The sequence below is a fragment of the Variovorax sp. DXTD-1 genome (assembly GCF_003984625.1).
Taxonomy (GTDB): domain Bacteria; phylum Pseudomonadota; class Gammaproteobacteria; order Burkholderiales; family Burkholderiaceae_C; genus Variovorax.
In genome coordinates this window covers 86949-108658 of sequence record NZ_RWKH01000005.1, presented here as the reverse complement: position 1 = coordinate 108658, position 21710 = coordinate 86949, and the positions used below count along the sequence as shown (strand labels likewise).

20 protein-coding genes and 1 tRNA gene are annotated in these 21710 nt (G+C 66.8%); 11 read left to right on the top strand and 10 right to left on the bottom strand.

Going from position 1 to position 21710, the window contains the following annotated elements; all coding sequences use genetic code 11:
- Positions 1 to 32: 32 nt before the first annotated feature.
- Positions 33 to 1973, top strand: coding sequence for an adenylate/guanylate cyclase domain-containing protein (locus tag EJI00_RS06430; protein WP_126746640.1), 1941 nt, complete (start codon positions 33 to 35; stop codon positions 1971 to 1973).
- 27 nt (positions 1974 to 2000) lie between these two features.
- On the opposite strand, the gene EJI00_RS06425 is transcribed toward EJI00_RS06430, so the two are convergent.
- Positions 2001 to 2447, bottom strand: a complete 447-nt coding sequence (locus EJI00_RS06425; RefSeq protein WP_260590474.1) for a YbaY family lipoprotein — start codon at positions 2445 to 2447, stop codon at positions 2001 to 2003.
- 8 nt (positions 2448 to 2455) lie between these two features.
- The gene (locus tag EJI00_RS06420; RefSeq protein WP_126746638.1) at positions 2456 to 4543 is read right to left on the bottom strand and encodes an acetoacetate--CoA ligase; all 2088 of its coding nucleotides are present in this window, start codon (positions 4541 to 4543) and stop codon (positions 2456 to 2458) included.
- Between the two features lie 100 nt (positions 4544 to 4643).
- Between EJI00_RS06420 and EJI00_RS06415 the strand changes: the two genes are divergently transcribed.
- From EJI00_RS06415 to fahA, 7 genes are read left to right on the top strand one after another with little or no spacing between them, the layout of a single operon-like run.
- Entirely contained in the window at positions 4644 to 5375 is a 732-nt protein-coding gene (locus EJI00_RS06415; RefSeq protein ID WP_126746637.1) for a TetR/AcrR family transcriptional regulator, read from the top strand.
- Complete coding sequence (locus EJI00_RS06410) at positions 5372 to 6316, top strand: ABC transporter substrate-binding protein (protein WP_126746636.1); 945 nt, start codon at positions 5372 to 5374, stop codon at positions 6314 to 6316. Before EJI00_RS06415 ends, EJI00_RS06410 begins: the two co-directional genes overlap by 4 nt.
- The gene (locus EJI00_RS06405) at positions 6313 to 7095 is read left to right on the top strand and encodes an ABC transporter ATP-binding protein (RefSeq protein ID WP_126746635.1); all 783 of its coding nucleotides are present in this window, start codon (positions 6313 to 6315) and stop codon (positions 7093 to 7095) included. Before EJI00_RS06410 ends, EJI00_RS06405 begins: the two co-directional genes overlap by 4 nt.
- Positions 7088 to 7858, top strand: a complete 771-nt coding sequence (locus EJI00_RS06400; RefSeq protein WP_126746634.1) for an ABC transporter permease — start codon at positions 7088 to 7090, stop codon at positions 7856 to 7858. Before EJI00_RS06405 ends, EJI00_RS06400 begins: the two co-directional genes overlap by 8 nt.
- On the top strand, positions 7855 to 8655 hold the full coding sequence (locus EJI00_RS06395; RefSeq protein ID WP_126746633.1) for an ABC transporter permease: 801 nt from the start codon (positions 7855 to 7857) through the stop codon (positions 8653 to 8655). Before EJI00_RS06400 ends, EJI00_RS06395 begins: the two co-directional genes overlap by 4 nt.
- 44 nt (positions 8656 to 8699) lie before the next feature.
- Entirely contained in the window at positions 8700 to 9506 is an 807-nt protein-coding gene (locus tag EJI00_RS06390) for a cyclase family protein (protein WP_126746632.1), read from the top strand.
- 20 nt (positions 9507 to 9526) lie between these two features.
- A complete protein-coding gene (fahA, locus tag EJI00_RS06385; RefSeq protein ID WP_126746631.1) occupies positions 9527 to 10849 on the top strand; it encodes a fumarylacetoacetase in 1323 nt (440 codons plus the stop codon).
- Positions 10850 to 10907: 58 nt separating this feature from the next.
- Here fahA and EJI00_RS06380 read toward each other — a convergent pair.
- The 3 genes from EJI00_RS06380 to EJI00_RS06370 all read right to left on the bottom strand — a co-directional run bounded on the left by EJI00_RS06380 (position 10908) and on the right by EJI00_RS06370 (position 12385).
- A tRNA-Gly gene (locus EJI00_RS06380) sits at positions 10908 to 10983 on the bottom strand.
- Between the two features lie 48 nt (positions 10984 to 11031).
- A complete protein-coding gene (locus EJI00_RS06375; protein WP_126746630.1) occupies positions 11032 to 11934 on the bottom strand; it encodes an NAD(P)/FAD-dependent oxidoreductase in 903 nt (300 codons plus the stop codon).
- The gene (locus tag EJI00_RS06370) at positions 11924 to 12385 is read right to left on the bottom strand and encodes an RrF2 family transcriptional regulator (RefSeq protein ID WP_126746629.1); all 462 of its coding nucleotides are present in this window, start codon (positions 12383 to 12385) and stop codon (positions 11924 to 11926) included. Before EJI00_RS06370 ends, EJI00_RS06375 begins: the two co-directional genes overlap by 11 nt.
- 257 nt (positions 12386 to 12642) lie before the next feature.
- Between EJI00_RS06370 and EJI00_RS06365 the strand changes: the two genes are divergently transcribed.
- Positions 12643 to 13200 carry an adhesin gene (locus tag EJI00_RS06365; RefSeq protein ID WP_126746628.1) on the top strand — a complete coding sequence of 186 codons (558 nt, stop codon included), beginning with the start codon at positions 12643 to 12645 and terminating at the stop codon, positions 13198 to 13200.
- 78 nt (positions 13201 to 13278) lie between these two features.
- On the opposite strand, the gene EJI00_RS06360 is transcribed toward EJI00_RS06365, so the two are convergent.
- The 5 genes from EJI00_RS06360 to EJI00_RS06335 form a co-directional block, all read right to left on the bottom strand.
- Entirely contained in the window at positions 13279 to 13722 is a 444-nt protein-coding gene (locus EJI00_RS06360) for a MaoC family dehydratase (protein ID WP_126746627.1), read from the bottom strand.
- Positions 13723 to 13732: 10 nt separating this feature from the next.
- On the bottom strand, positions 13733 to 15022 hold the full coding sequence (gene boxA, locus EJI00_RS06355) for a benzoyl-CoA 2,3-epoxidase subunit BoxA (RefSeq protein WP_126746626.1): 1290 nt from the start codon (positions 15020 to 15022) through the stop codon (positions 13733 to 13735).
- A gap of 124 nt (positions 15023 to 15146) precedes the next feature.
- Positions 15147 to 16574, bottom strand: coding sequence for a benzoyl-CoA 2,3-epoxidase subunit BoxB (boxB, locus tag EJI00_RS06350; protein WP_126746625.1), 1428 nt, complete (start codon positions 16572 to 16574; stop codon positions 15147 to 15149).
- A 135-nt stretch (positions 16575 to 16709) separates the two neighbouring features.
- Positions 16710 to 18386 carry a 2,3-epoxybenzoyl-CoA dihydrolase gene (boxC, locus tag EJI00_RS06340; protein ID WP_126746624.1) on the bottom strand — a complete coding sequence of 559 codons (1677 nt, stop codon included), beginning with the start codon at positions 18384 to 18386 and terminating at the stop codon, positions 16710 to 16712.
- A gap of 129 nt (positions 18387 to 18515) precedes the next feature.
- On the bottom strand, positions 18516 to 19466 hold the full coding sequence (locus tag EJI00_RS06335; protein WP_126746623.1) for a helix-turn-helix transcriptional regulator: 951 nt from the start codon (positions 19464 to 19466) through the stop codon (positions 18516 to 18518).
- Positions 19467 to 19664: 198 nt separating this feature from the next.
- Here EJI00_RS06335 and EJI00_RS06330 point away from each other — a divergent pair, with 198 nt between their 5' ends.
- Both EJI00_RS06330 and EJI00_RS06325 read left to right on the top strand, forming a co-directional pair.
- Positions 19665 to 20138 (top strand): DUF4863 family protein, encoded by a 474-nt coding sequence (locus EJI00_RS06330; RefSeq protein ID WP_126746622.1) that lies wholly within the window; start codon positions 19665 to 19667, stop codon positions 20136 to 20138.
- Positions 20135 to 21685: a 3,4-dehydroadipyl-CoA semialdehyde dehydrogenase gene (locus tag EJI00_RS06325; protein WP_126746621.1), complete on the top strand. Its 1551-nt coding sequence runs from the start codon at positions 20135 to 20137 to the stop codon at positions 21683 to 21685. The genes EJI00_RS06330 and EJI00_RS06325 overlap by 4 nt, the downstream gene beginning before the upstream one ends.
- The last annotated feature ends 25 nt before the right edge of the window (positions 21686 to 21710 follow it).

Sequence of the window (21710 nt, the reverse complement as noted above, 5' to 3'; positions counted from 1 at the left end):
ACGCTGACACCTGTTAGCGCACCCACCGCAAAATGTCCGCTGCATTCCTCGACGGGGCAGCCGTCTTTTGCTTTTTTGTGGAGACAACACCAACATCGCCAAGGGCCACCGGCCCCTATCGCAAGCCGCGCCGCTTCAGAGTGGACGTGGGCACAGTCGTCAGCGCCGTTGCCTTGAGCCAGTCGCTGCTGCTGGTGGCGCTGGGCTATTGGGGCTCGCAGCGTTTGGTTTCCAGCATCGGCCAATCGGCCCACAAGGCAAACCACGACCGCACCGAAGACAAGGTGCTTGCCTTTCTGGCCAAGACCGAATCGGTGGTGGGCGCTATCGGCGACTCGCCCAACCTGCGCCCCGCGGGCGACAACTCCGGCCAGACCGCCGAGCTGCTGTGGACGCTGCTGCAGCAATCGCCCGAGCTCGACAGCACCTACGTGGCCGACAACGACGGCCAGATGCTGATGGTGTTGCGCTACCCGGCGCTTGCCGTAAGGCAGATTTCGCGCGGACCGGCGTTCACCACCGAAACATGGCAGTACAAGCCGGCGTCCAACACGCCCGGCGACGTGCGGCAACGCTACGGCACGACTCACGTCGAGGCCTACCGCAGCAGCTACGACCCGACGCAGCGCAGCTGGTACCTGCAGGCCCGCCAGGCCAAGGGCCCGATCTGGACCCAGCCCTACGTTTTTGCCGCCGCACAGGAACTGGGCGTGACCTACGCGCTGCCGAGCAATCGGGGCCCGGACGAAGGCGGCGAACGCGCGATGGTGGTGGCGGGCGACGTGTCGCTGGGGCGGCTGTCCGAATTCGTGCGCCTCTTCAGCAGTGGCAGCGGCCAGGGCAACAGCGCCCTGCTGAGCGCCGAGTATCGAGTGCTCGCCCGCAGCGACGTGCCGGGCGTGGTCCGCGAACTGGCGCCGGCCAAGGGCGGCGTGCTCGGCGCACTGCACGAGCACATGGCTGCCGACGGCGCAACGGGTCCGCAGGACACCAGCTTTTCCATCGCATTCGAAGGCAAGCGCTACCTGGTGCAAACCTCACGTATTCCGTCCACCGGCTGGCAGCTGGTGAGCTGGGTTCCCGAAGACATGCTGCTGGGCGGCCTGCGGCGCGCGGTGCTGTGGGGGCTGCTGCTGGCGGTGCTGTTCCTGGCGGCAACGCTGCTGCTGTCGCTGCGCCTCTCCAAGCTGGTCACGTCTCCGGTCGAGAACCTCTCGCGCATCGCGCGGCGCATCGGCTTGCTGGAGCTGGACAACCTGCCGCGCGAAACGAGCCGGGTGCTCGAGATCCAGCACCTGGACCAGGCCTTGGACGAATCGGCGCGAAGCCTCAAGGCCTTCAGCAAGTTCGTGCCGGTGGACGTGATCAACCGCCTCATTGCCGAAGGCCACACGCTGGCGCCCAGCGGTTCGCCGCGCCGCATTGCCGTGATGTTCACCGACGTCGAGGGCTTTACCCGCATTTCCGAATCGCTCGAACCCGATGTGCTGGTGGGCATGCTGACGGAGTACTTCAACCTTGCGGCGCGCGTGTTCGCGCAGCACGGCGGCGTGATCGACAAGTTCATCGGCGACGGCATCATGGTGCTGTGGGGTGCGCCCGCGGACCTGAAGGACGCGGAGTACCAGGCCTGCACGGCGGCGCTTCGGCTGCACGCCGAGATGGGCGAGCTCAACCGCAAGTGGCGCGCCCAAGGCCTGCCTGAATTCCGCACGCGCATCGGCATTCATACCGGCGTGGTGATTGCGGGCGTGCTCGGGTCGAACGACCGCCTGGCCTATACCGCCTTTGGCGACGTGATCAACGTGGCGAGCCGCATCGAGGGCATCAACAAGCAGCTGGGCACGCAAACGCTGGTGTCGGAAGCCACCTTCGAGGCGCTGGGCGGACGGCTGCCCACGCGCCGCATCGAGGAGCAAGCCGAGCTGCGCGGCCGGCAGACGCGCATGGTGCTTTACGAGTTGCTCGCCTGAGCGGGGGTTTTTCTTTTCGCGAACGGCTCAGCGAGGCGCGGGTTTGACCTGCACCAGCATCAGGTCGACGGTGGTGCCCTGGCCTTGCGTGAGCACCGGGTACTGAACGCTGTTGATGAAGAGCAGCTGCTCGCCGCGCAGGATGCGCGCCGACACGGCATAGCGCATGCGCGGATCGATGCGGGCGGCGTCCACCCGCAGTTCGTAGGCAAAGGGCGGCTGCTTGCCGTTGGCCTTGAAACGCTGCTCGGCGAGCGTTACCGAAGCGACGTCCGTGCGCGACACATCGAGCAGTTGCACGACGATTTCTGCCGAGGGGTCGAGCGCAATGCGCTCACGATAGGCCACGGTGCCGCTCACGCGCAGCGACGAGGCCGCGGTTGGCTTTGGCGCCGAAGAGGGCGATGCGCAGGCGCTCAGCAAGGAGGCGCCGGCAGCGGCGGAAAGCAGCAGAAGGCTGGTACGTCTTTTCATCCGGCCCATTATGCGGAGGCACGCTGCGCGGCAAAGGCCACGTACCAGTCGAGACTGCCGGGGTTGGCCATTGCTTCACGGTTGACCACTTTTTCAATCGGCTGGCCGAGCAGCAGCTTCTTGATCGGCAGCTCCTGCTTCTTGCCCGAAAGCGTGCGCGGGATTTCGTCCACCTGGAAGATGTCGTTGGGCGCAAAGCGCGGCGAAAGCGATGTCTTGATGGCGTCGTTGATCTTCGCGCGCATGGCGTTGTCCAGCGACACGCCGGGGCGCAGCACCACGAACAGCGGCATGTAGCTTTCGCGGCCGAGGTATTCGAGATCGACCACCATGGAGTCGAGCACCTCCGGCAGGCCCTCGACGGCGCTGTAGATCTCGCTGGTGCCCATGCGCAGGCCCTGGCGGTTGATGGTGGCGTCGCTGCGGCCGTAGATGATGCAGCCGCCGTCTTCGCCGATCTTGATCCAGTCGCCGTGGCGCCACACGCCGGGGTAGGTGTCGAAGTAGCTCGACAGGTAGCGCGCATTGCCCTCGTCGCCCCAGAAGTACAGCGGCATCGACGGAATGGCCTTGGTACAGACCAGCTCGCCCACTTCGCCGATGACGGGCTTGCCGTCTTCGTTCCATGCCTCGACCGAATGGCCGATCTGCCGGCACTGCATCTGGCCGGGCACCTCGGGCAGCTCGCGGTTGCCGCCGACGAACGCGCCGCAGAAATCGGTACCGCCTGAAATGTTGCACCACCATATGTCGCCCCCACGCTCCGGCACTTCGTGTCCTCGCTGCCCCCCGAGGGGGCCGCTCGCTTGCTTGGGGCGGCCCGGCGCGGCGCTCGTTGGTCCGAGCGCTTCTCTAGCGGCCAGCAGCTGCTCCGTACCCCAGCGCTGCACTTCTTCCGACAATGGCGAGCCAGTGCTGCCCAGGGCGCGCACGCGCGTGAGGTCTCCGCATTCGGCCGCCACCACGCCGGCCTTCATGCAGTTGGTGAAGTAGGCCGCGCCGGCGCCGAAGAAGGTGATGCGGTGCTTGGCGACAAAGCGCCACAGCACGGCCCAGTCGGGCTTCTCCTTGCTGCCGGCCGGGTGGCCGTCGTAGATGACGATGGTCGAGCCGAAGGCCAGCCCGCCGAGCTGGCAGTTCCACATCACCCAACCAGTGGAGCTGTACCAGTGGAAGCGCTCGCCGAAGTTGTTGGCACCGTAGCTCGCGCCCACGTCGTTGTGCAGCCCGCAGGCATACATCGTCATGATGATGCCGCCCTGCCCGTGCACGATGGGCTTGGGCAGGCCGGTGGTGCCGCTCGAATAGACGATCCAGATCGGGTGGTCGAAGGGCAGCCACTCGGGCTCGAAGGCGGCCACCTCGGCATCGTTGCGCGCAATGGCGTCTTGCCAGCCGACATCGGCATCAAGCTGTTGCGCGGCACACGGCGTTCTGAGCAGCAGCAGCTTCTGCACGCTGGGCAGTGCGCCGCGTAGCTCTTGCACCACGGCGCTGCGGTCGATGGGCTTGGCGCCGTAGTGCACGCCGTCGGCGGCAATCAGCAGCGTGGGTTCGATCTGGCGAAAGCGGTCGACCACGGCGGCCGTGCCCATGTCGGGCGCGCACACGCTCCACACTGCGCCGATGCTCGAGCATGCGAGAAACGCCACCATGGTTTCGGGCACGTTGGGCATGTAGGCGGCCACGCGGTCTCCGCGCCGCACGCCAAGCGAGCGCAGCGTGAGCGCAACCGAAGCCACTTGGCGGCGCAGCTCGGGCCATGACATCTCGCGCACTTCGCCGAGCTCGTTGTCGCTCACGATGGCGGGCATGCCGGCCGCATGCGCCGCATCGGCATGGCGCAGCACCTCGCGCGCGTAGTTGACCTGCGCGCCCGGGAACCACGTGGCGCCGGGCATGCGCGCTTCGCCCAGCACCGCGGTGTGCGGCGTGGGCGACCACATGCCCATGTAGTCCCAGATGCTCTGCCAGAAGGCGTCCAGGTCAGTCACTGACCAGCGCCACAGCGCGTCGTAGGTGTCGAACGAGAGGCCGCGCTGGTCGCGCAGCCAGTCCTGGTAGAGGCGGATCTGGGGAATGTTGGGAGCGAGCATGGCATCGAGCGTAATGCCGCATCCCACGCCGCTCAATCGGGGTTGACCTCAGGGTTTGTACGTGTGTTCAATAGTTTTGTACAGACGTTCAATACGCCCGATGAACACCCGGACCCCGCCCGCCAAACGAAGCGCCCACCGGGCTGCGGCCACCGTGGCCGAAGCCACCCGGCCCGACCGGCGGCAGGCCATCCTGCTGGCGGCCGAAAAGCTTTTTGCACAGCACGGCTATCACGCGGTCACGATCCGCCAGATTGCCGAAGAGGCGGGCGTGCCGCTGGCCCTGGTGGGCTACTACTACGGCCCGAAGCACGAGCTCTTCCACGCGATCTTCGAGCATTGGAGCCATAGCATCGATGAGCGTCTGGCGGGCCTCAAGGCGGTGCACATCGACCCGGCGGATCTGCGCACGCTGCCGCGCATCATCGAAGCCTTCACCGGCCCCGTGCTTGCGCTGCGCGCCAGTGCCGAGGGCGAGTACTACGCGCTGCTGGTGGCGCGCGAGCTCTACCACGCCACCGAAGAAGCCGACCGCGTGCTGCGCGGCTACTTCGATCCACTGGCCGAGGCGTACATCGACGCACTGCACCTCGCCATGCCGCACGCCACGCGCGGGCAGGTGGCGTGGGCCTACCAGTTTGCGCTGGGCGCCCTGCTGCATCACCTGAACGACAGCCGCATCGAACGGCTGTCGCACGGCGAGAACGTGCGCAGCGATCCGGCGGCCACGCCAATGCTCGTGAACTTCATCGTCGGCGGGCTGCGTGCCGCGCTGCCGCGCCCGAAGGCCCCGCCAAAGAAAACCACCACTCCCAGGAGACAAAAGACATGATGAAACGACGCACCCTGCTGTCGGTGCTGGGCGCCGCATCGGCCGCCGCGGCCCTGCCATCGCGCGCGCAATCGAACCCGAAGATCGTGTTCGGCTACACGGCCGTGTCGGACTTCGCCTCCGTCTTCGTGGCCGCCGAAGAGGGCTACTTCAAGAAGCGCAACCTCGAGGTGGAGCTCAAGTTCATTCCGCTCAACTCCACCATTCCCGCGGCGCTGCAGTCCGACTCGCTGCAGATCGGCGGGCCCACGCCCTCGGTGTTCCTGCAGGCGGTGGATGGCGGGCTCGACCTTGTCCTGGTTGCGGGCGGCGGGCTCACGTCGAAGACGATCACCGGCTTTGGCCTGGTGGCACGCGCGGGCTCGGGCATCAAGAACCCGCAGGATTGCGTGGGCAAGAAGATCGGCGTGCCCGGGCTCGGCGCGTTCCTGCACGTGACCTTTCGCGCCTGGCTCAAGGACAGCGGCGTGGACTACCGCAAGGTCAACTTCGTCGAGGCATCGTTTCCGCAGCATGCCGACCTGCTGCGCGGCGGCTCGGTCGATGCGGTGGTGTCGGCCGACCCGTTCATGAGCCGCATCACCGAGAGCGGCGCGGGCTACGTGGCTTCGTACTACTCCACCTTCCTGCCGGAGAACAACCAGACCATCGTGCATGCGGCCAAGCGCGAGTGGGTGGCAAAGAACCCGGTCGCCGCGCGCGCGTTCCGCGAATCGCTGGTCGAGGCCGCGGCCTTCATGCAGCAGCCGAAGAACGACGCCAAGGTGCGCGTGGCCATTGGCAAGTACATCAAGCTGCCGCCCGAGGTGCTCGCAAAGATCCAGATTTCGCCACCGGGCGCCACGGTGAACGAGAAGCAGCTGGGCTACTGGGTCGGCCTGATGAAGGACCAGGACATGCTGAAGACCTCCATCGACGTTGCGAAGCTGATTGCCAAGTGAACGCTGCCGCCGACTTTCTTCGCTTCGACGGCGTCGCGATCCGGCTCGGCGGGCGCGAGATCCTGTCGCCCACTTCGTTCGACGTGGCGCGCGGCGAGTTCGTCTGCATCGTCGGCCCGAGCGGCTGCGGCAAGACCACGCTGCTGCGCGCGGCCAGCGGCCTTGTCACCGCCAGTGCCGGAGAAGTGCGGCGCAACGGCGTGAAGATGACGGAGCCTTCGCGCGAAGTGGCCTTCGTGTTCCAGGACTATGGCCGTGCCCTGCTGCCCTGGCGCACGGTGGAAGGCAACGTGAGCCTGGCGCTCGAGGCCGCCGGTGTGCCCGCGGCCGAGCGTGCGCCGCGCATTGCCGACGTGCTCGGCAAGGTGGGCCTTGCAAAGCACGCGCAGAAGTTTCCGGTGCAGCTTTCGGGCGGCATGCAGCAGCGCGCGCAGATTGCCCGCTGCTTGGCGCAAAAGCCCGAACTCATGATGATGGACGAGCCCTTCGGCGCGCTCGATGCGCTCACGCGCCAGAGCCTGCAGGACGAGCTCGCGCGGCTGGTGCGCGACGACGGGCTGACGGTGCTGTTCGTCACGCACGACCTGGAAGAAGCCATTTATCTGGGCGACCGCGTGATCGCGCTGCAGGCCAACCCCGGGCCGGGGCGGCCGAGCCTCGCGCGGATGATCGACGTGAAGATTCCGCGTCCGCGCGACCAGCTCACGACCAAGGAGCATCCGGAGTATCTGCGGCTGCGCCGCGAGTTGTTCGCCTTCATCGAGCAGGGCCATGACTGAACGCGGCATCTTTCGGTGGCTGCGGCCATGGGTCTTTCCGGCCCTACTGGTCGGTGCGTTCGAGTGGTACGCACGCCGCGCGGCCGCATTGGGCAGCGACGCGCTTGCGCCACCGAGCGCCGCGGCCAAGGCCTTCATGGGTGCGGCGCTCGACGGCTCGCTGTGGCAGGCCACGGGCTTCACGCTGGGCACGGCCGCGCTCGGCCTGTTGGTGGGCGCGGTGCTCGGCATTGCACTCGGTCTGGTGATCGGGCTCTCGCGCCGCGCGGCGCAGCTGGGTTCGCTTTCCATCGAAGTGCTGCGGCCGGTGCCCTCGGTCGCACTGATTCCGCTCGCCATGCTGACCTTCGGCTTCGGCGTGCGCATGGAACTGGCCATCGTCGCGTTCGCCACCTTCTGGCCGCTCCTGGTGCTGGTGCAGTCAGCGGTGCAGCAGATCGAGCCCCGGCTGCTCGAAGTGAGCCGCGTGCTGGGTCTCTCGCCGCGCGAGCGCGCCTTCAAGATCGTGCTGCCGGCCATCGTGCCGCGCCTGTTCGTCGCACTCCGCCTCGGCGTGGCGGTGGCGCTGGTGGTGGCGGTGACGGTGGAGATCGCGGCCAATCCGCACGGCATGGGCTACGCGATGATGATCGCGCAGCAGAGCTTCGACCCTGCGCTGATGCTCGCCTGGCTGGGCTGGATCGGCGTGGTGGGCTTTGCGATCAATGCGGCCATGGTGCTGCTGCAGCGCGTGGTGGCACGGCGCATGGGGGTGCTGCCATGAGCGAACAAAACCGCCGCCGCATCGGCACGGAATGGCTCGGCTCGTTGGCCGTGCTGTGCGCGCTCATCGCACTGTGGTGGGTTGCAAGCAACGCGGGCTGGGTGAGCCGCGTGTTCCTGCCGACACCGCAAGCCACCTTCGCGAGCCTACTCGAAGGGCTCAACCTCTCGGACGCGAACGGCAACGGAGGCAACGGAGAGTTGCTCGCCTTCACGAAGGCGACGGTCGGCCGAATGGTGCAAGGCTGGCTGCTGGCCTCTCTGTTCGGCGTGCTGCTGGGCGCAGCCATTGGCGTTTCGCCCGCGGTGCGCGCGTGGGTGCAGCCAACGCTTGAATTCATTCGCCCCCTGCCCGCGTCGGCGCTGCTGCCGTTGGCCATTTCGATCTTCGGGCTGAACCCCGGCATGGTGCTGTTCGTGGTGGCCTTCGGCGCGATGTGGCCGGTGCTGCTGGCCACCGTGCACGGCTTTGCGGCCGTGGAGCCGCGGCTTTCGGAAGTGGCGCGCTGCCTGCAGATGTCGCGCGCGGCCTTCGTCTGGAAGATGGGCCTGCCCAATGCCATGCCCGACATCCTGGCCGGCATGCGGCTCGCGCTGACCATTGCGCTCATCGTTGCGGTGGTGGGCGAAATGATCGCTTCGCAAAGCGGCCTGGGCCAGGCCATTCTTCTCGCGGCGCGCGCGTTTCGCGCCAGCGATCTTTTCGCCGGCATCGTGCTGCTCGGGCTCATCGGCTTCGTGAGCAACGCGCTGCTGGCCTTTGCCGAGAAGCGGCTGCTGCGCTGGCAGCAGCCCTGACGAACCCTTCACGCCAACATCAATACCCTGCAAGGAGCCCCGCCATGCCACGCAAGTTTGTCGACCTTTCGATCTTTCTCGAGAACGATGTGCTCTCCGATCCGCCCGCCTTCGCGCCGAAGATCCAGTACTTCACGCACGAGCAAACGTACGAGCAGATCGAGCCCTTCTTTCCGGGTCTCAAGAAGGAAGACCTGCCCGACGGCGAAGGCTGGGCCGTGGAGCTGGTGCAGCTTTCCACGCACAACGGCACGCACCTCGATGCGCCCTATCACTTCCACTCCACGATGGACAAGGCGCTGGGAGAGAAGAAGCCGGCCATCGCCATTCACGACGTGCCGCTCGAATGGTGCTTTCAGCCGGGCGTGAAGCTCGACTTTCGCCACTTTGCAGATGGCTACGTGGTCACGGCCGACGACGTGGAAGCCGAGCTCAAGCGCATCGGCCACACGCTGAGCCCGCTGGAGATCGTGGTGGTGAACACGCGCGCGGGTTCGCGCTACGGCAATCCCGACTATGTCTCGGCAGGCGCAGGCATGGGCTACGAAGCCACCATGTACCTGCTGGAGCGCGGCGTGCGCCTGACCGGCACCGATGCATGGAGCTGGGACGCGCCCTTTGTGCACACCGCCAGGAAGTACGGCGAAACGAAGGACGCCTCGCTGATCTGGGAAGGCCACAAGGCCGGCCGCGACATCGGCTACTGCCACATCGAGAAGCTGCACAACCTGGAGGTGCTGCCGCCCACCGGATTTTTCATCAGCTGCTTTCCGCACAAGATCCGCGGCGCATCCGCGGGCTGGACACGCGCGGTCGCGATCTTCGACGATGCGCTGATGGCATCGGTTTGAGCCTGGGGCGTCAAGACAAAATGATTGCGCTCAACCACACACATGACGCCGGCGCCAGGAGCTGGCTCGACACGGCCAATGCCGCCGAAACAGACTTTCCGATCCAGAACCTGCCCTATGCGGTGTTCCGCCGTGCGGGCAGCCCGGAGCCGTTTCGCGGCGGCATCGCCATTGGCGACCAGGTGCTCGACATGGCGGCGCTTTCGGCGCGCCAGCTGCTCGACGGACTCGCGCTCGATGCGGCCCGAGCCGCCGCGCTGCCGGCGCTCAACGACTTCTTCGCGCTCGGCGGCGCGGCACGGCGGGCGCTGCGCCACGCGGTGTTCGCATTGCTGCGGGGCGACGCACCGGTCGTGACGAGAAACGCCGTGCGCGAATGCCTGGTGCCGCAAGCCGAGGTCGAATACACGGTTCCCGCGCGCATCGGCGACTACACCGACTTCTACACTTCCATCGACCACGCGCTCAATATCAGCCGGCTGATGAACCCCGACGGGGACGTGACGCCCAACTTCCGCTGGATTCCCACGGCGTACCACGGGCGCGTGTCGACCATCGGCGTGAGCGGCCAGCGCTTTCACCGCCCCATGGGACAGACGATGGCGCCGGGCGCCAAGGCGCCGACGTACCACGCCTGCGCGCGGCTCGACTACGAGCTCGAGCTCGGCGTGTGGATCGGCGAAGGCAATGCGGCGGGCGAGCCCATTCCGCTCGCGCATGCGGAAGAACACATCTTCGGCATCTGCCTGCTCAACGACTGGTCAGCACGCGACATCCAGTTCTGGGAAATGGCGCCGCTCGGGCCTTTTCTGGCGAAGAACTTTGCGACCACCATCTCGCCGTGGATCGTGACGATGGAGGCGCTGGCGCCGTATCGCCAGGCCTGGACGCGGCCCGCGAACGAGCCCCAGCCGCTCGACTATCTGGAAAGCGAAGCGAACCGCGAAAGCGGCGCCATCGACATCCGGCTCGAGGTGTGGCTCGAAAGCGAGAAGGCGCGGAGCGACAGGAGCGGCCCCTCCCGCCTGTCGCGCACGAGCTTCAAGCACCAGTACTGGAGCGTAGCGCAAATGGTGGCGCACCACACCGTCGGCGGCTGCGCCCTGAACCCGGGCGACCTGTTCGGCAGCGGAACCATCTCGGGGCCGGGGCCCGGAGAGGCCGGCGCCATCATCGAACTGACGCGCGCCGCACAAAGCCCGGTCACTCTGGCCAACGGCGAGCAGCGCGGCTTTCTGGAAGACGGCGATGCGGTGCTGCTGCGCGGCTGGTGCGAGAGGCCGGGGCATGCGCGCATCGGATTCGGCGAAAGCCGGGGGACGGTGCTGCCGGCACGGGGCTGAAGACTTTGCAGCGCCCAAAAGAAAAGGCCACCGATGAGGTGGCCTTTTGCACGAAATGTGGAGCGGGAAAAGAGTCTCGAACTCTCGACCTCAACCTTGGCAAGGTTGCGCTCTACCAACTGAGCTATTCCCGCATTTCAGGAGTCGAATTATAGAGGGATTTTGGGGCCGTTTCGGCGGGGTCAGGTTTCGAACACCAGCGACCGGTGCAGAGACACCCCCGCCATCACGCCGTCGGCGGAGGCCAGCGTGGCGTTGTGCATGAGCATGGCGGCGTCGCCCGCGGCAAAGACGCCGGGCACCGTGGTCATCTTCATCGCGTCGGTGCGGATCACCGGGCCGAATGGGCCGTCGTCGAACGCGCAGCCCAGTTGTTCGGCCAACGCGCTGCCCGGTCGCGTGCGGGGCGCCAGGAACAGCGCGTCGAGCGGCACGAGGCGGCCGCCCTCGAGGCGCACGGCCGAAAGCTCTTGCCCCGGCCCTTCGAGCGCCACGACGCGATCCGTTTCAATGGTCACGCCGCGCGCCTGCAGCTTGGCGCGCACCTCGTCGTCGACCGTGTTGTTGCCGTTCAGGAACAGCGTGGCCGACCCCCATTCGGCAATGAGCATTGCATGCTCGGGCGCGTGCGGGCTCTCGAGCAGGATGCCCAGTTGCCTGTCGCTGAACTCATAGCCGTGGCAATAGGGACAGTGCAGCACGCTGGTGCCCCAGCGCTCGCGCACGCCGGCAATGTCCGGAAAGCGGTCCTGCACGCCGAACGCCAGAACGATCTTGCCGGCCGATAGCTGCCGGCCGCCTTCCAGGGACGCGCTGAATCCGCCTGAACCATCGGCATGTGCACTCGCCACGCTCCCTTCGATGAAGGTGACGTTCGGATACGCCAGCACCTTGGCGCGCGCGTCGGCAATCATCTTCAGCGGCGGTGTGCCGTCCTGGCCGAAAAAGCCGTGCGAGGCGGCGGCGAAACGGTTGCGCGGCGCACCGGCATCGACCACGCACACCTTCTTGCGCGCGCGGGCAAGCTGCATCGCAGCGGAAAGGCCGGCAAAGCTGCCGCCCACGACTAGAGCGTCATAGCGCATGTTCAATGTCCTTGTGAGTGAAGCCGCCGCCCGTCATGCGGCGATGAAAGTCTTTCGACAGATCGGCCAGCGTGATGCTGTTGAATCGCTTGAGCAGCAAGGCCTCGGCTTCCTGGCAGGCGCCATCGAGCGCGGCGTTCACGGCCTGCTCGACCACGCAGCCGGGGCTTTCGGTGCGGTTGCCCATGGCCAGCAGCGCGGGCGAGCCGACCGCGTTGTGAATGTCGCCCAACGTGACCGCCGCCAGCGAGCACGACAGCACCCACCCGCCGCCATGGCCCTTGGCCGAGCTCACGAAGCCGGCCTGGCGCAGGCCCGACATGACCCGCCGCACCACGACCGGGTTGGTGTTCATGGCCACCGCCAGCGATTCGGAGGTGACGGGCCCGTCGGTCTCGGCCATGTGCAGCAGCACGTGGAGAACTGCGGAAAGCTTGCTGTCTCGTTTCATGCAACATTATTAGTTGCATGAAATGAAGCATGCCGAGAGGAATGCGATTTGCCCCTACGGATCGAACGGTTGTGAATCTGCGGCGGAACGCGGCGGGTTAACGCGCGAGCCCCCTTTTCCGCTGACGGAGGCATCCCACGCAAGTGAGCGACTGCTTCGCACACGGCGACATATGCGGGTGTGGTCACGGTAGCGACCGAACTGGCCCAAAGCCGGTTCTGGTCATCCGACCATTCAATCGAAAGGAAAAGTTACCTATGAAGCAGCAACAACAATACAAGTCCATCGTCGTCGGCGCCTTGCTCGCAAGCCTGCTCGCACTGAGCGGTTTTGCACAGGCACAAGGCGTTGGAGTCGGTGTAGGCGTGAATGCCGATGTCAACACGTCGGGCGCGGTGAAGACCGCACCGGCCCAGGGCAGTGCAGGTGCAGGTGCGGGAACGGCCGCAACGGCGGGCACCTCTGCCAGCGGCAATGCCGGCGGTGGCACCAGCGGCGCAGCGGGCGGCCTGGGCAATACGCTCGGAGGCGTGGTCGGCGGGGCAACGGGTGCCGTAGGTAACGCAACGAACACGGTAGGCGGTGCCACCGGGGCCGTGAGTGGTGCCACCGGGGCCGTGAGTGGTGCCACCGGCGCGGTGGGCGGCCCAACCAATGCAGCCGGCGGGGTGACCAACACGGTCGGCGGCACGCTGAACAGCGCGACAGGTGCGGTGGGTTCGGCCGGCGGGGCCGTGAAGCCTTCGGGCGCCGGCGTGGGCGCGAAGGCGAGCGGCAAGGCCAAGGGCTCGGGCGCGGTCGACGTGACGAAGTAACCCGCTTCGCACTCGAAGGCCGCTAGCGGCCAGAAAGCCCGCAGCGCCCAGGCGTTGCGGGCTTTTCTTCATGGAGCGTCAGCCGGTCGCTTCAAGCCTGAATAGGCTCGTGACTTCGACGTCGAGCACCATCAGCTCGCGCTGGTTGAAGAGCCGCCAGCGCCAGCGCATGATGCCCAGCGTGGGCCGCTTCTCCGAGCGCCGCACCTCGATCACGTCGGCCACGAGCCGCAAGGCATCGCCGGGCCGCACGGGATGGGGCCAGCGCACATGCTCGAGCCCCGGCGACGCGAACGACTCGGAGCCCGCGAGCGCGGCATCGACCACGAGGCGCATCGCGATGGAGCAGGTGTGCCATCCGCTCGCGATGAGCCCGCCAAAGGCGCTGCCGGCCGCGGCCTTTGCATCGGTGTGGAACCACTGCGGGTCGTACGCTTGCGCAAACCCGACCAACTCCACCTCGGAAACAACGTAAGGCCCGGCCTCGATGACCTGCCCCGCATGGAAGTCGGCGAACTTCATCCGCCGCAGCTTAATACGTCTCCAGGTGCAGCCGGCCTTCGCGCTTCAGTGCGGCACCCACGGTGTCCCAGTCCAGGCCCGCTTCCTTCGCCACGTCGCGCAATGCGAGCACTACGCCCTCCTCCATGCTCTTGAGCCCACACACGTAGAAATGGCTTGCGCCGTCTTTCAGCAGCGCGGCCAGGTCGGCGGCGCGCTCGCGCATCAGGTCTTGCACATAGCGCTTGGGCTGGCCCGGCGTGCGCGAGAACGCAAGGTTGATGTCGATGAAGTCCTTGGGCAGCGACTGCAGCGGACCGAAGTACGGCAGCTCCTGCTGGGTGCGCGCGCCGAAGAACAGCATGAGCTTGCCGCCTTCGAACTTGCCGCTCTTGCGCAGGCGGCGGCGCCATTCGGTCATGGCGCGCATGGGCGCGCTGCCGGTGCCGGTGCAGATCATCACGATGTGCGACTTGGGATGGTTCGGCATGAGGAACGAAGCGCCGAAGGGTCCGACCACCTGCACTGTGTCGCCCACCTTCAGGTCGCACACATAGTTGGAGCACACGCCGCGCACCGGTTCGCCCTGGTGGTCTTCGGTCACGCGCTTCACGGTGAGCGACACGTTGTTGTAGCCAGGCCGCTCGCCGTTGCGCGGGCTGGCCACGGAGTACTGGCGCGCATGGTGGCGTTTGCCGATGGCATCGACACCGGGCGGAACGATGCCGATCGACTGGCCCTCGAGTACCGGGAACGGCACCACGCCGAAGTCGAGCACGATGTGATGCGTCTCGCTGTCGAAGCCCGCTTCGGTGCAGTTGAAGTTGCCGACCACGGTGGCCGTTGTCGGAGACTTCGGCGGAAAGAGATTGGTGTAGGCGTGCGCGGCCGACCAGGGCGGCACGGTGGCGCCGTACTGGGCGGAATTGAAGACGGGCTCAACGGCTTCGGCGGTGGCTTGCGCTTGCGCCGGCGCGGGCGCAGCGGCCGCCTCGGTTTCATCGCCGCTGCCGGCCGCAACGCCCGCGGCTTCGAGTTCTTCTGGCGAGAGTTCCGCAGGCAGCGATTCCCAGGTGAACTGCTCCTCGATGGAGTACGCGCGCACCACGGGCATGGTGCGCCAGTTGTCGATCGAACCCGTGGGGCACGGCGAGATGCAGGCCATGCAGCCATTGCAGATGTCGGCGCGAACGACATAGTTGTTGTCGTCGTGCGTGATCGCGTTGACGGGGCAGGTGGCCTCGCAGGTATTGCAGCGGATGCATATCTCGGGGTCGATCAGGTGCTGCTTGATGACCCCGGCTTCAACGGCCGTATCCATGTTGTTTCTCCTTTCCCTCGCCCCTTGGGGAGAGGGTCAGGGTGAGGGGGCAGCAGCTTGTCGTGGGGACGCCGCCTACCCTCACCCCTGCCCTCTCCCCGCGGGGAGAGGGAGTAATACCCAATCAGCCGAAACGCACGTATTCGAAATCCACCGGCTGGCGGTTGATACCCATCACCGGCGGCGAGATCCAGCCGGCAAATTTGCCCGGCTCGACCACGCGGCCCATCAACGATGCCACGAAAGCAAAGTCTTCGGTGCTGGGCAGCCATTCGTTCTTCTTCGCGGCCCATTCGACCTCGTTCACCACGCGGCCTTCGGGCGACATCTTGATGCCGGCGAGCGCGCCGATCTGGCGGTTGAAGGCCTTGTGCGGCACCACCAGGCGGGTGGGAATGCCGGCCTTCTCGAGCACCTTGTTCCAGCGGCCGACGCCGGCCACCGAGTCCTTGATGAAGTCGTCGCGCAGCACTTCGTTGAGCGCGTTGAGCATCGGCACGTCCTTCTCGACGAGCTGGCCGTCCTTGACCTCGAGCACCTTGTAGGTCTGGCCCTTGAGGACGTGGTCGTCGCCTCGCTTGCCTTCTTCGTAGCGGCCCTTCAGGCCCGAGCTGTAGAAGATGGCGGCGTTGCTCGACTGGTCGGCACCGAACAGGTCGATCGTCACGCTGTAGTGGAAGTTCAGGTAGCGCTGGATGGTGCCCAGGTCGATGGCGCCCGCGGCGCGCACCTTCTGCGCGTCGTCGGTCTTCAGCTCGTTCATGACCTGCGCGGTGCGCGCCAGAACGCGCGAGACGCCGCTCTCGCCCACGAACATGTGGTGCGCTTCTTCGGTCAGCATGAACTTGGTGGTGCGCGCCAGCGGATCGAACGCGCTTTCAGCCAGCGCCGAGAGCTGGAACTTGCCGTCGCGGTCGGTGAAGTAGGTGAACATGAAGAACGCGAGCCAGTCTGGCGTGCGCTCGTTGAAGGCACCCAGGATGCGCGGGTTGTTCTCGTCGCCCGAGGTGCGCTGCAACAGTGCCTCGGCTTCTTCGCGGCCGTCGCGGCCGAAGTGCTTGTGCAGCAGGTAGACCATCGCCCACAGGTGGCGGCCTTCTTCCACGTTGATCTGGAACAGGTTGCGCAGGTCGTACATGCTCGGCGCGGTGAGGCCCAGGTGGCGCTGCTGCTCGACCGATGCGGGCTCGGTGTCGCCCTGCGTCACGATGATGCGGCGCAGGTTGGCCCGGTGTTCGCCCGGCACGTCCTGCCAGGCCTTCTCGCCCTTGTGGTCGCCGAAGTGGATCTCGCGGTTGGCGTCGCCCGGGTTCAAAAAAATGCCCCAGCGGTAGTCACGCATCTTCACATGGCCGAACTGCGCCCAGCCCTGCGGATCGACGCTCACGGCCGTGCGCAGGTACACCTCGTGGTTGGTCGACCCCTCGGGGCCCACGTCGTCCCACCAGTTGATGAAGTTGGGCTGCCAGCCTTCGAGCGCACGCTGCAGCGTGCGGTCCTCGCCGAGGTTGACGTTGTTGGGGATCTTCTCGCTGTAGTTGATCGTGCTCATGGCGAAACCTTTATCGATGGGTTGCTGGAGAGATGTCTGTGCGGGGAACGCCGCGGAACCGGCTTTGCCGGGCCGCTGGCGTTGCCCCCTGGAAGGGGGTTGGCGAAGCGACACGAAGTGCGCGAAGACTGGGGGTCATACACGATTGAGGTCGAAGCCGGCTTTCTCGCCGGTGCCGTAGACCTTGAGCGCACCTTTTTCGCCGACGGCGTTGGGGCGGTTGAAGATCCAGTTCTGCCAGGCGGTGAGCCGGCCGAAGATGCGGGTGGCCATGTTCTCCTTGCTGGCAAAGCGCAGGTTGGCTTCCAGGCCGGTGAGCGCGTCGGGCGACATGGCGGCGCGCTCTTCGACGGCAATGCGGATCTCGTCGTCCCAGTCGATGTCGTCGGGCGCGGCGGTCACCAGGCCGAGCTTCAGCGCTTCGTCCGCGTCGAGCGGCTTGCCGGCGGCGGCGCGTGCTGCGTCGAGCGGCGCGGCTTCTTCATAGAAGCGGCGTTGCAGGCGGCTCTGGTCGTTCACCATCGGATAGAAGCCGAAGTTGAATTCGTTGAGCACGAGCTTCGGCGCGCGCTCGGCCTCGTCGGGCAGCGCGAGCATGTAGCTGCGGTCGGCCGCAAAGGCCAGCTCGGCCAGCGTGCCGGCAAAGCACGAGCCGGCCTCGACCAGCGCGAACAGGCTGCGCGACGACACGTCCAGGCGCGCCAGCGTGCGGCGCAGCGCGCCGATGGTTTCGCGCACCAGCCAATGGTCCTTGTGGGCGAGCATCACGGCGTCCGACGCGAGCACGGCCTCTGCGTCGCCTTCGGTCTTGAGCAGCCAGGTGCCGATGTCGAGCTCGTTGGTGCGCAGGTGAAGAATGGCGTCGTCCAACTCGCGGCACACGGCCAGCGGCCACCATGCGGCGCCTGCGGCCTCGATGTCGGCAACGCCGGCCGGCTGCGTGCCGGTGGGCGCCTTGACGGTGATGGTGGCCGTGCGCTTGCTGCGGTCGATCTGGATCTCGACGTTCGAATAGCGCAGGCTGTCGGCGGTTTCCTCGCGCTCCAGGCGGGTCAGCGCCACGCCCTTGCCGCCCGCGGGGCGATCGCTGCCGGCGGCGAGCTGCGCGGCGCGGTCTTGCACGGCAGCCGCAAACTGCGCCGGCTTGGCGACCGCGTCGACCAGCCGCCACTCGACCGCGCGCTGGCCGCGCACGCCTTCGACGCTGGTGCAGAAGATGTCGGCGAGGTCATGGCGTACATGGCGCTTGTCGGTCACGCGGGTCAAGCCGCCGGTGCCGGGCAGCACGCCGAGCAGCGGCACTTCAGGCAGCGACACGGCCGAGGAGCGGTCGTCCACCAGCAGGATGTCGTCGCAGGCCAGCGCCAGCTCGTAGCCGCCGCCGGCGCAGGCGCCGTTCACGGCCGCGATGAACTTCAGGCCCGAATGCTTCGACGAGTCTTCGATGCCGTTGCGCGTCTCGTTGGTGAACTTGCAGAAGTTCACCTTCCAGGCGTGGCTCGAGACGCCCAGCATGAAGATGTTGGCGCCCGAACAGAAGATGCGGTCCTTGCCGCTGGTGACGATCACGCTGCGCACTTCAGGGTGCTCGAAGCGCACGCGGTTGAGCGCGTCGTTCAGCTCGATGTCCACGCCCAGGTCGTAGCTGTTGAGCTTGAGCTTGTAGCCGGGGCGAATACCGCCGTCTTCCGCGATGTCAAGCACCAGGCGCGCCACCGCGCCGTCGAAGCTGAGCTTCCAGTGCTTGTACTGCGCGGGTTCGATGCGGTAGTCGACGCGCGGAGGCGCCTGAAGGGTCGTGGATTCGGTCATACGGAAGTCTCCTGTGGGGGCCAGATGCAAACCGGAAGAATAATGCATCTTCTGGTTCCGATGACATGCATCATGCTGCATGCGAATAGGCAAGTCAATGCCTGAATCGCTTTTTTTCAAAACTTCAGTTCAGGCGCCGATGCCGATCGACTGGCGCGCGGCGGCCCGCAGCGCCTGGAAGCTCTGCGCCAGCGTCTTGCCGCTGGTGTCCACCGAGAGATCGGCCTTCGAATAGAAGGCGGCGCGCCCGTTCAGGATGCGCCGCAGGTCTTCCATCGCCTCCTTGCTGGCGGCCATGGGGCGGGTGTCGCCCTGCGCGGCCACGCGGCCCATGTGCTCTTCGGGCGCGGCCTGCAGCCACACGGTGGTGCAGTGCGCGAGCAGCTCGTTGAAGGTGGCGGGGTCGGACACGATGCCGCCCGGCGTGGCAATGACCACTTCGCTGTAGATCTGGATCGTTTCTTCCAACGCGCGGCGTTCGTAGCGGCGGTAGGCGCTGGTGCCGTACAGGTCGTGAATTTCGCGCACACTGCAGCCCGCAAGCTTCTCGATCTCGCGGCTCAGTTCCACGAAGGGCAGCTCCAGGTCGTCGGCCAGCATTTGCCCGAGCGTGGACTTGCCTGCACCGCGCAGGCCCACCAGCGCGATGCGGCGGTGCCGCGCCGGATCGACAGAGGCCGTGCCCAGCAGTTCGCCCAGCGCCAGGCGCACCCGACGCAGGTCGGTTTCGCTGCGGTTCTCGAGCAGTTCTCGAATCAGCAGCCACTCGGGCGAGCTGGTGGTCACGTCGCCGACGAGCTCGGCCAGCGAGCAATGCAGCGCGCCCGCCACCTGCTGCAGCACCAGGATCGACGCATTGCCGATGCCGTATTCGAGGTTCGCCAGGTGCCGCTCCGACACGCCGGCCGAAATGGCCACCGCCTTGCGCGTGAGGCCGCGCTGCGCTCGCAGGTTGCGCACGCGGTCCCCCAATGCCGCCAGCAATGGGTTCCTGGCCTCCCCGGCCGGTGCGGCGGCGGCGTTGCCGGCGTGATTGCCGTCGTGCGCGGTGGACAGCACCGCGTCTCCATGCTCGTTCATGCAAGTCCTCGTTCTTGGCCGGGATTGTGCGCGCTCAGGGTAAACACCATATATGCACTATATTGCTTGACACCTTTTGACTCGGTGCTTATCGTTCGACCACAAGCAAGATACTGCACGCGCAACGATCCTGCAATGTAGTTCATAAGTTCGCTGTGGCGCCACCCTGCCAGCCAGCCTCCAAAAGGAAGCCCGCCAATGTCCAGCAAGGAAGCATTTCACCAGTTGATTGCCGGCCTGACCGCCGAAATTGCCGGCCGGCCGCTCGACGAACAGCTCGACCAGTGGCTGAACGCCACGCACGGCGTGGGCACCGCCACTTTCGAGCAGCTGCGCCAGGCCTGCATCGGCGGCGTGGCCGAAGGCTGGCTGTGCGAGCGCGAGGGCGGCGGCATCCGCTACGGCCGCGTGTTCAAGGCCGAAGACGCACTGCACCGCTTCTCCGTCGACGTGGTCGACATGCAGGACATCGCGGGGCCGCACCACACGCATCCCAATGGCGAGATCGACCTGATCATGCCGCTCGAAAGCAGTGCCGGCGCCACCTTCGACGGCCGGCCCGCGGGCTGGTGCGTCTACGGCCCCGGCACCGCGCACCGCCCGACCGTGGCGCAAGGCCGCGCGCTCGTTCTCTATCTCTTGCCCGAAGGGCAGATCAAGTTCACCCAATGACCGAGCTCCTTTCCAACTATGTCGCAGGCCGCTGGCAAAGCGGTTCGGGCGCCGGCACGCCTCTTTTCGATCCGGTGCTGGGCACCGAGCTCGTGCGCGTCGACGCCACCGGGCTCGACCTGCCCGCGGCCTTTGCCTTTGCACGCGAACAGGGCGGCGGCGCACTGCGCGCCCTCACCTACCGCCAGCGCGCGGGGCTGCTTGCTGCCATCGTGAAGGTGCTGCAGGCCAACCGCGATACCTATTGCGAGATTGCGACCGCGAACTCCGGCACGGTGAAGAACGACTCGGCCGTCGACATCGATGGCGCGATCTTCACGCTGGGCCAGTACGCCAAATGGGGCGATGCGCTCGGCGACGTGCGTGCGCTGCGCGACGGCGATGCGGCGAAGCTCGGCAAGGAGCCGGTGTTCATGTCGCAGCACCTGCAGGTGCCGACGCATGGCGTGGCGCTGTTCATCAACGCGTTCAACTTTCCCTCGTGGGGCCTGTGGGAAAAGGCGGCGCCGGCGCTGCTCTCGGGCGTGCCCGTGATCGTGAAACCTGCCACGGCCACCGCCTGGCTCACACAGCGCATGGTGAAAGACGTGGTCGATGCGGGCGTGCTGCCCGCGGGCGCGCTCTCCGTCATCTGCGGCAGCTCGGCCGGCCTGATGGATGCGCTGCAGCCCTTCGACGTGGCTTCGATCACCGGCTCGGCCGAAACCGCGGCGGTCATCCGCTCGCACGCGGCCGTCACCGAGCGATCGGTGCGCGTGAACATCGAGGCCGACAGCCTCAACAGCGCCCTGCTGCTGCCCGGCGAGGCGCCCGGCAGCGAGGCCTTCAACCTGCTCGTGCGCGAAGTGGTGCGCGAGATGACGGTGAAGTCGGGCCAGAAGTGCACCGCCATCCGCCGCATTCTGGTGCCGGCCGAGGTGTACGACGCCGCGGTAGAAGCCATCGGCGCCAAGCTCAAGAACGTGACGGTGGGCAACCCGCGCAACGAGAGTGTGCGCATGGGCTCGCTCGTGAGCCGCGCGCAGCTGAATGCGGTGAGCGAGGGCCTGGTAGCGCTGTCCGCGCAGACCACCGTGCTGCATGACGGCCGCAACACGCCGCTGATCGACGCCGAGCCCTCGGTGGCCGCCTGCATCGGCCCGGTGCTGCTGGGCGCGCGCGATGCCGACGCGGCGCAGCGCGTGCACGACGTGGAAGTGTTCGGACCCGTTGCCACGCTGCTGCCCTACCGCGACCTTGCGCACGGCATCGCGCTGGCGCACCGCGGCCAGGGCTCGCTGGTGACGTCGCTCTACGGCAGCGACGACGCCGCGCTGGCGCAGGCCGCGGTTGCCGTCGCGCCCAGCCACGGACGCGTGCACGTGATCACGCCCGAGGTGGCGCAGGCCCACACCGGCCATGGCAACGTGATGCCGATGTCGCTGCACGGCGGCCCCGGCCGCGCGGGTGGCGGCGCCGAGCTCGGCGGACTGCGCGCGCTGGACTTCTATCACCGCCGCAGCGCGGTGCAAGCGAGCCCCGGCGTGCTCGCGCAACTCGGCCTTTAGCTCTGTAGCAAGAAGACCCGAGAAG

Coding starts and splice junctions, on each gene's coding strand:
- EJI00_RS06430 (WP_126746640.1), top strand. CDS start 33: ATGTCCGCTGCATTCCTCGACGGGGCAGCCGTCTTTTGCTTTTTTGTG.
- EJI00_RS06425 (WP_260590474.1), bottom strand. CDS start 2,447: ATGAAAAGACGTACCAGCCTTCTGCTGCTTTCCGCCGCTGCCGGCGCC.
- EJI00_RS06420 (WP_126746638.1), bottom strand. CDS start 4,543: ATGCTCGCTCCCAACATTCCCCAGATCCGCCTCTACCAGGACTGGCTG.
- EJI00_RS06415 (WP_126746637.1), top strand. CDS start 4,644: ATGAACACCCGGACCCCGCCCGCCAAACGAAGCGCCCACCGGGCTGCG.
- EJI00_RS06410 (WP_126746636.1), top strand. CDS start 5,372: ATGATGAAACGACGCACCCTGCTGTCGGTGCTGGGCGCCGCATCGGCC.
- EJI00_RS06400 (WP_126746634.1), top strand. CDS start 7,088: ATGACTGAACGCGGCATCTTTCGGTGGCTGCGGCCATGGGTCTTTCCG.
- EJI00_RS06395 (WP_126746633.1), top strand. CDS start 7,855: ATGAGCGAACAAAACCGCCGCCGCATCGGCACGGAATGGCTCGGCTCG.
- EJI00_RS06390 (WP_126746632.1), top strand. CDS start 8,700: ATGCCACGCAAGTTTGTCGACCTTTCGATCTTTCTCGAGAACGATGTG.
- fahA (WP_126746631.1), top strand. CDS start 9,527: ATGATTGCGCTCAACCACACACATGACGCCGGCGCCAGGAGCTGGCTC.
- EJI00_RS06375 (WP_126746630.1), bottom strand. CDS start 11,934: ATGCGCTATGACGCTCTAGTCGTGGGCGGCAGCTTTGCCGGCCTTTCC.
- EJI00_RS06370 (WP_126746629.1), bottom strand. CDS start 12,385: ATGAAACGAGACAGCAAGCTTTCCGCAGTTCTCCACGTGCTGCTGCAC.
- EJI00_RS06365 (WP_126746628.1), top strand. CDS start 12,643: ATGAAGCAGCAACAACAATACAAGTCCATCGTCGTCGGCGCCTTGCTC.
- EJI00_RS06360 (WP_126746627.1), bottom strand. CDS start 13,722: ATGAAGTTCGCCGACTTCCATGCGGGGCAGGTCATCGAGGCCGGGCCT.
- boxA (WP_126746626.1), bottom strand. CDS start 15,022: ATGGATACGGCCGTTGAAGCCGGGGTCATCAAGCAGCACCTGATCGAC.
- boxB (WP_126746625.1), bottom strand. CDS start 16,574: ATGAGCACGATCAACTACAGCGAGAAGATCCCCAACAACGTCAACCTC.
- boxC (WP_126746624.1), bottom strand. CDS start 18,386: ATGACCGAATCCACGACCCTTCAGGCGCCTCCGCGCGTCGACTACCGC.
- EJI00_RS06335 (WP_126746623.1), bottom strand. CDS start 19,466: ATGAACGAGCATGGAGACGCGGTGCTGTCCACCGCGCACGACGGCAAT.
- EJI00_RS06330 (WP_126746622.1), top strand. CDS start 19,665: ATGTCCAGCAAGGAAGCATTTCACCAGTTGATTGCCGGCCTGACCGCC.
- EJI00_RS06325 (WP_126746621.1), top strand. CDS start 20,135: ATGACCGAGCTCCTTTCCAACTATGTCGCAGGCCGCTGGCAAAGCGGT.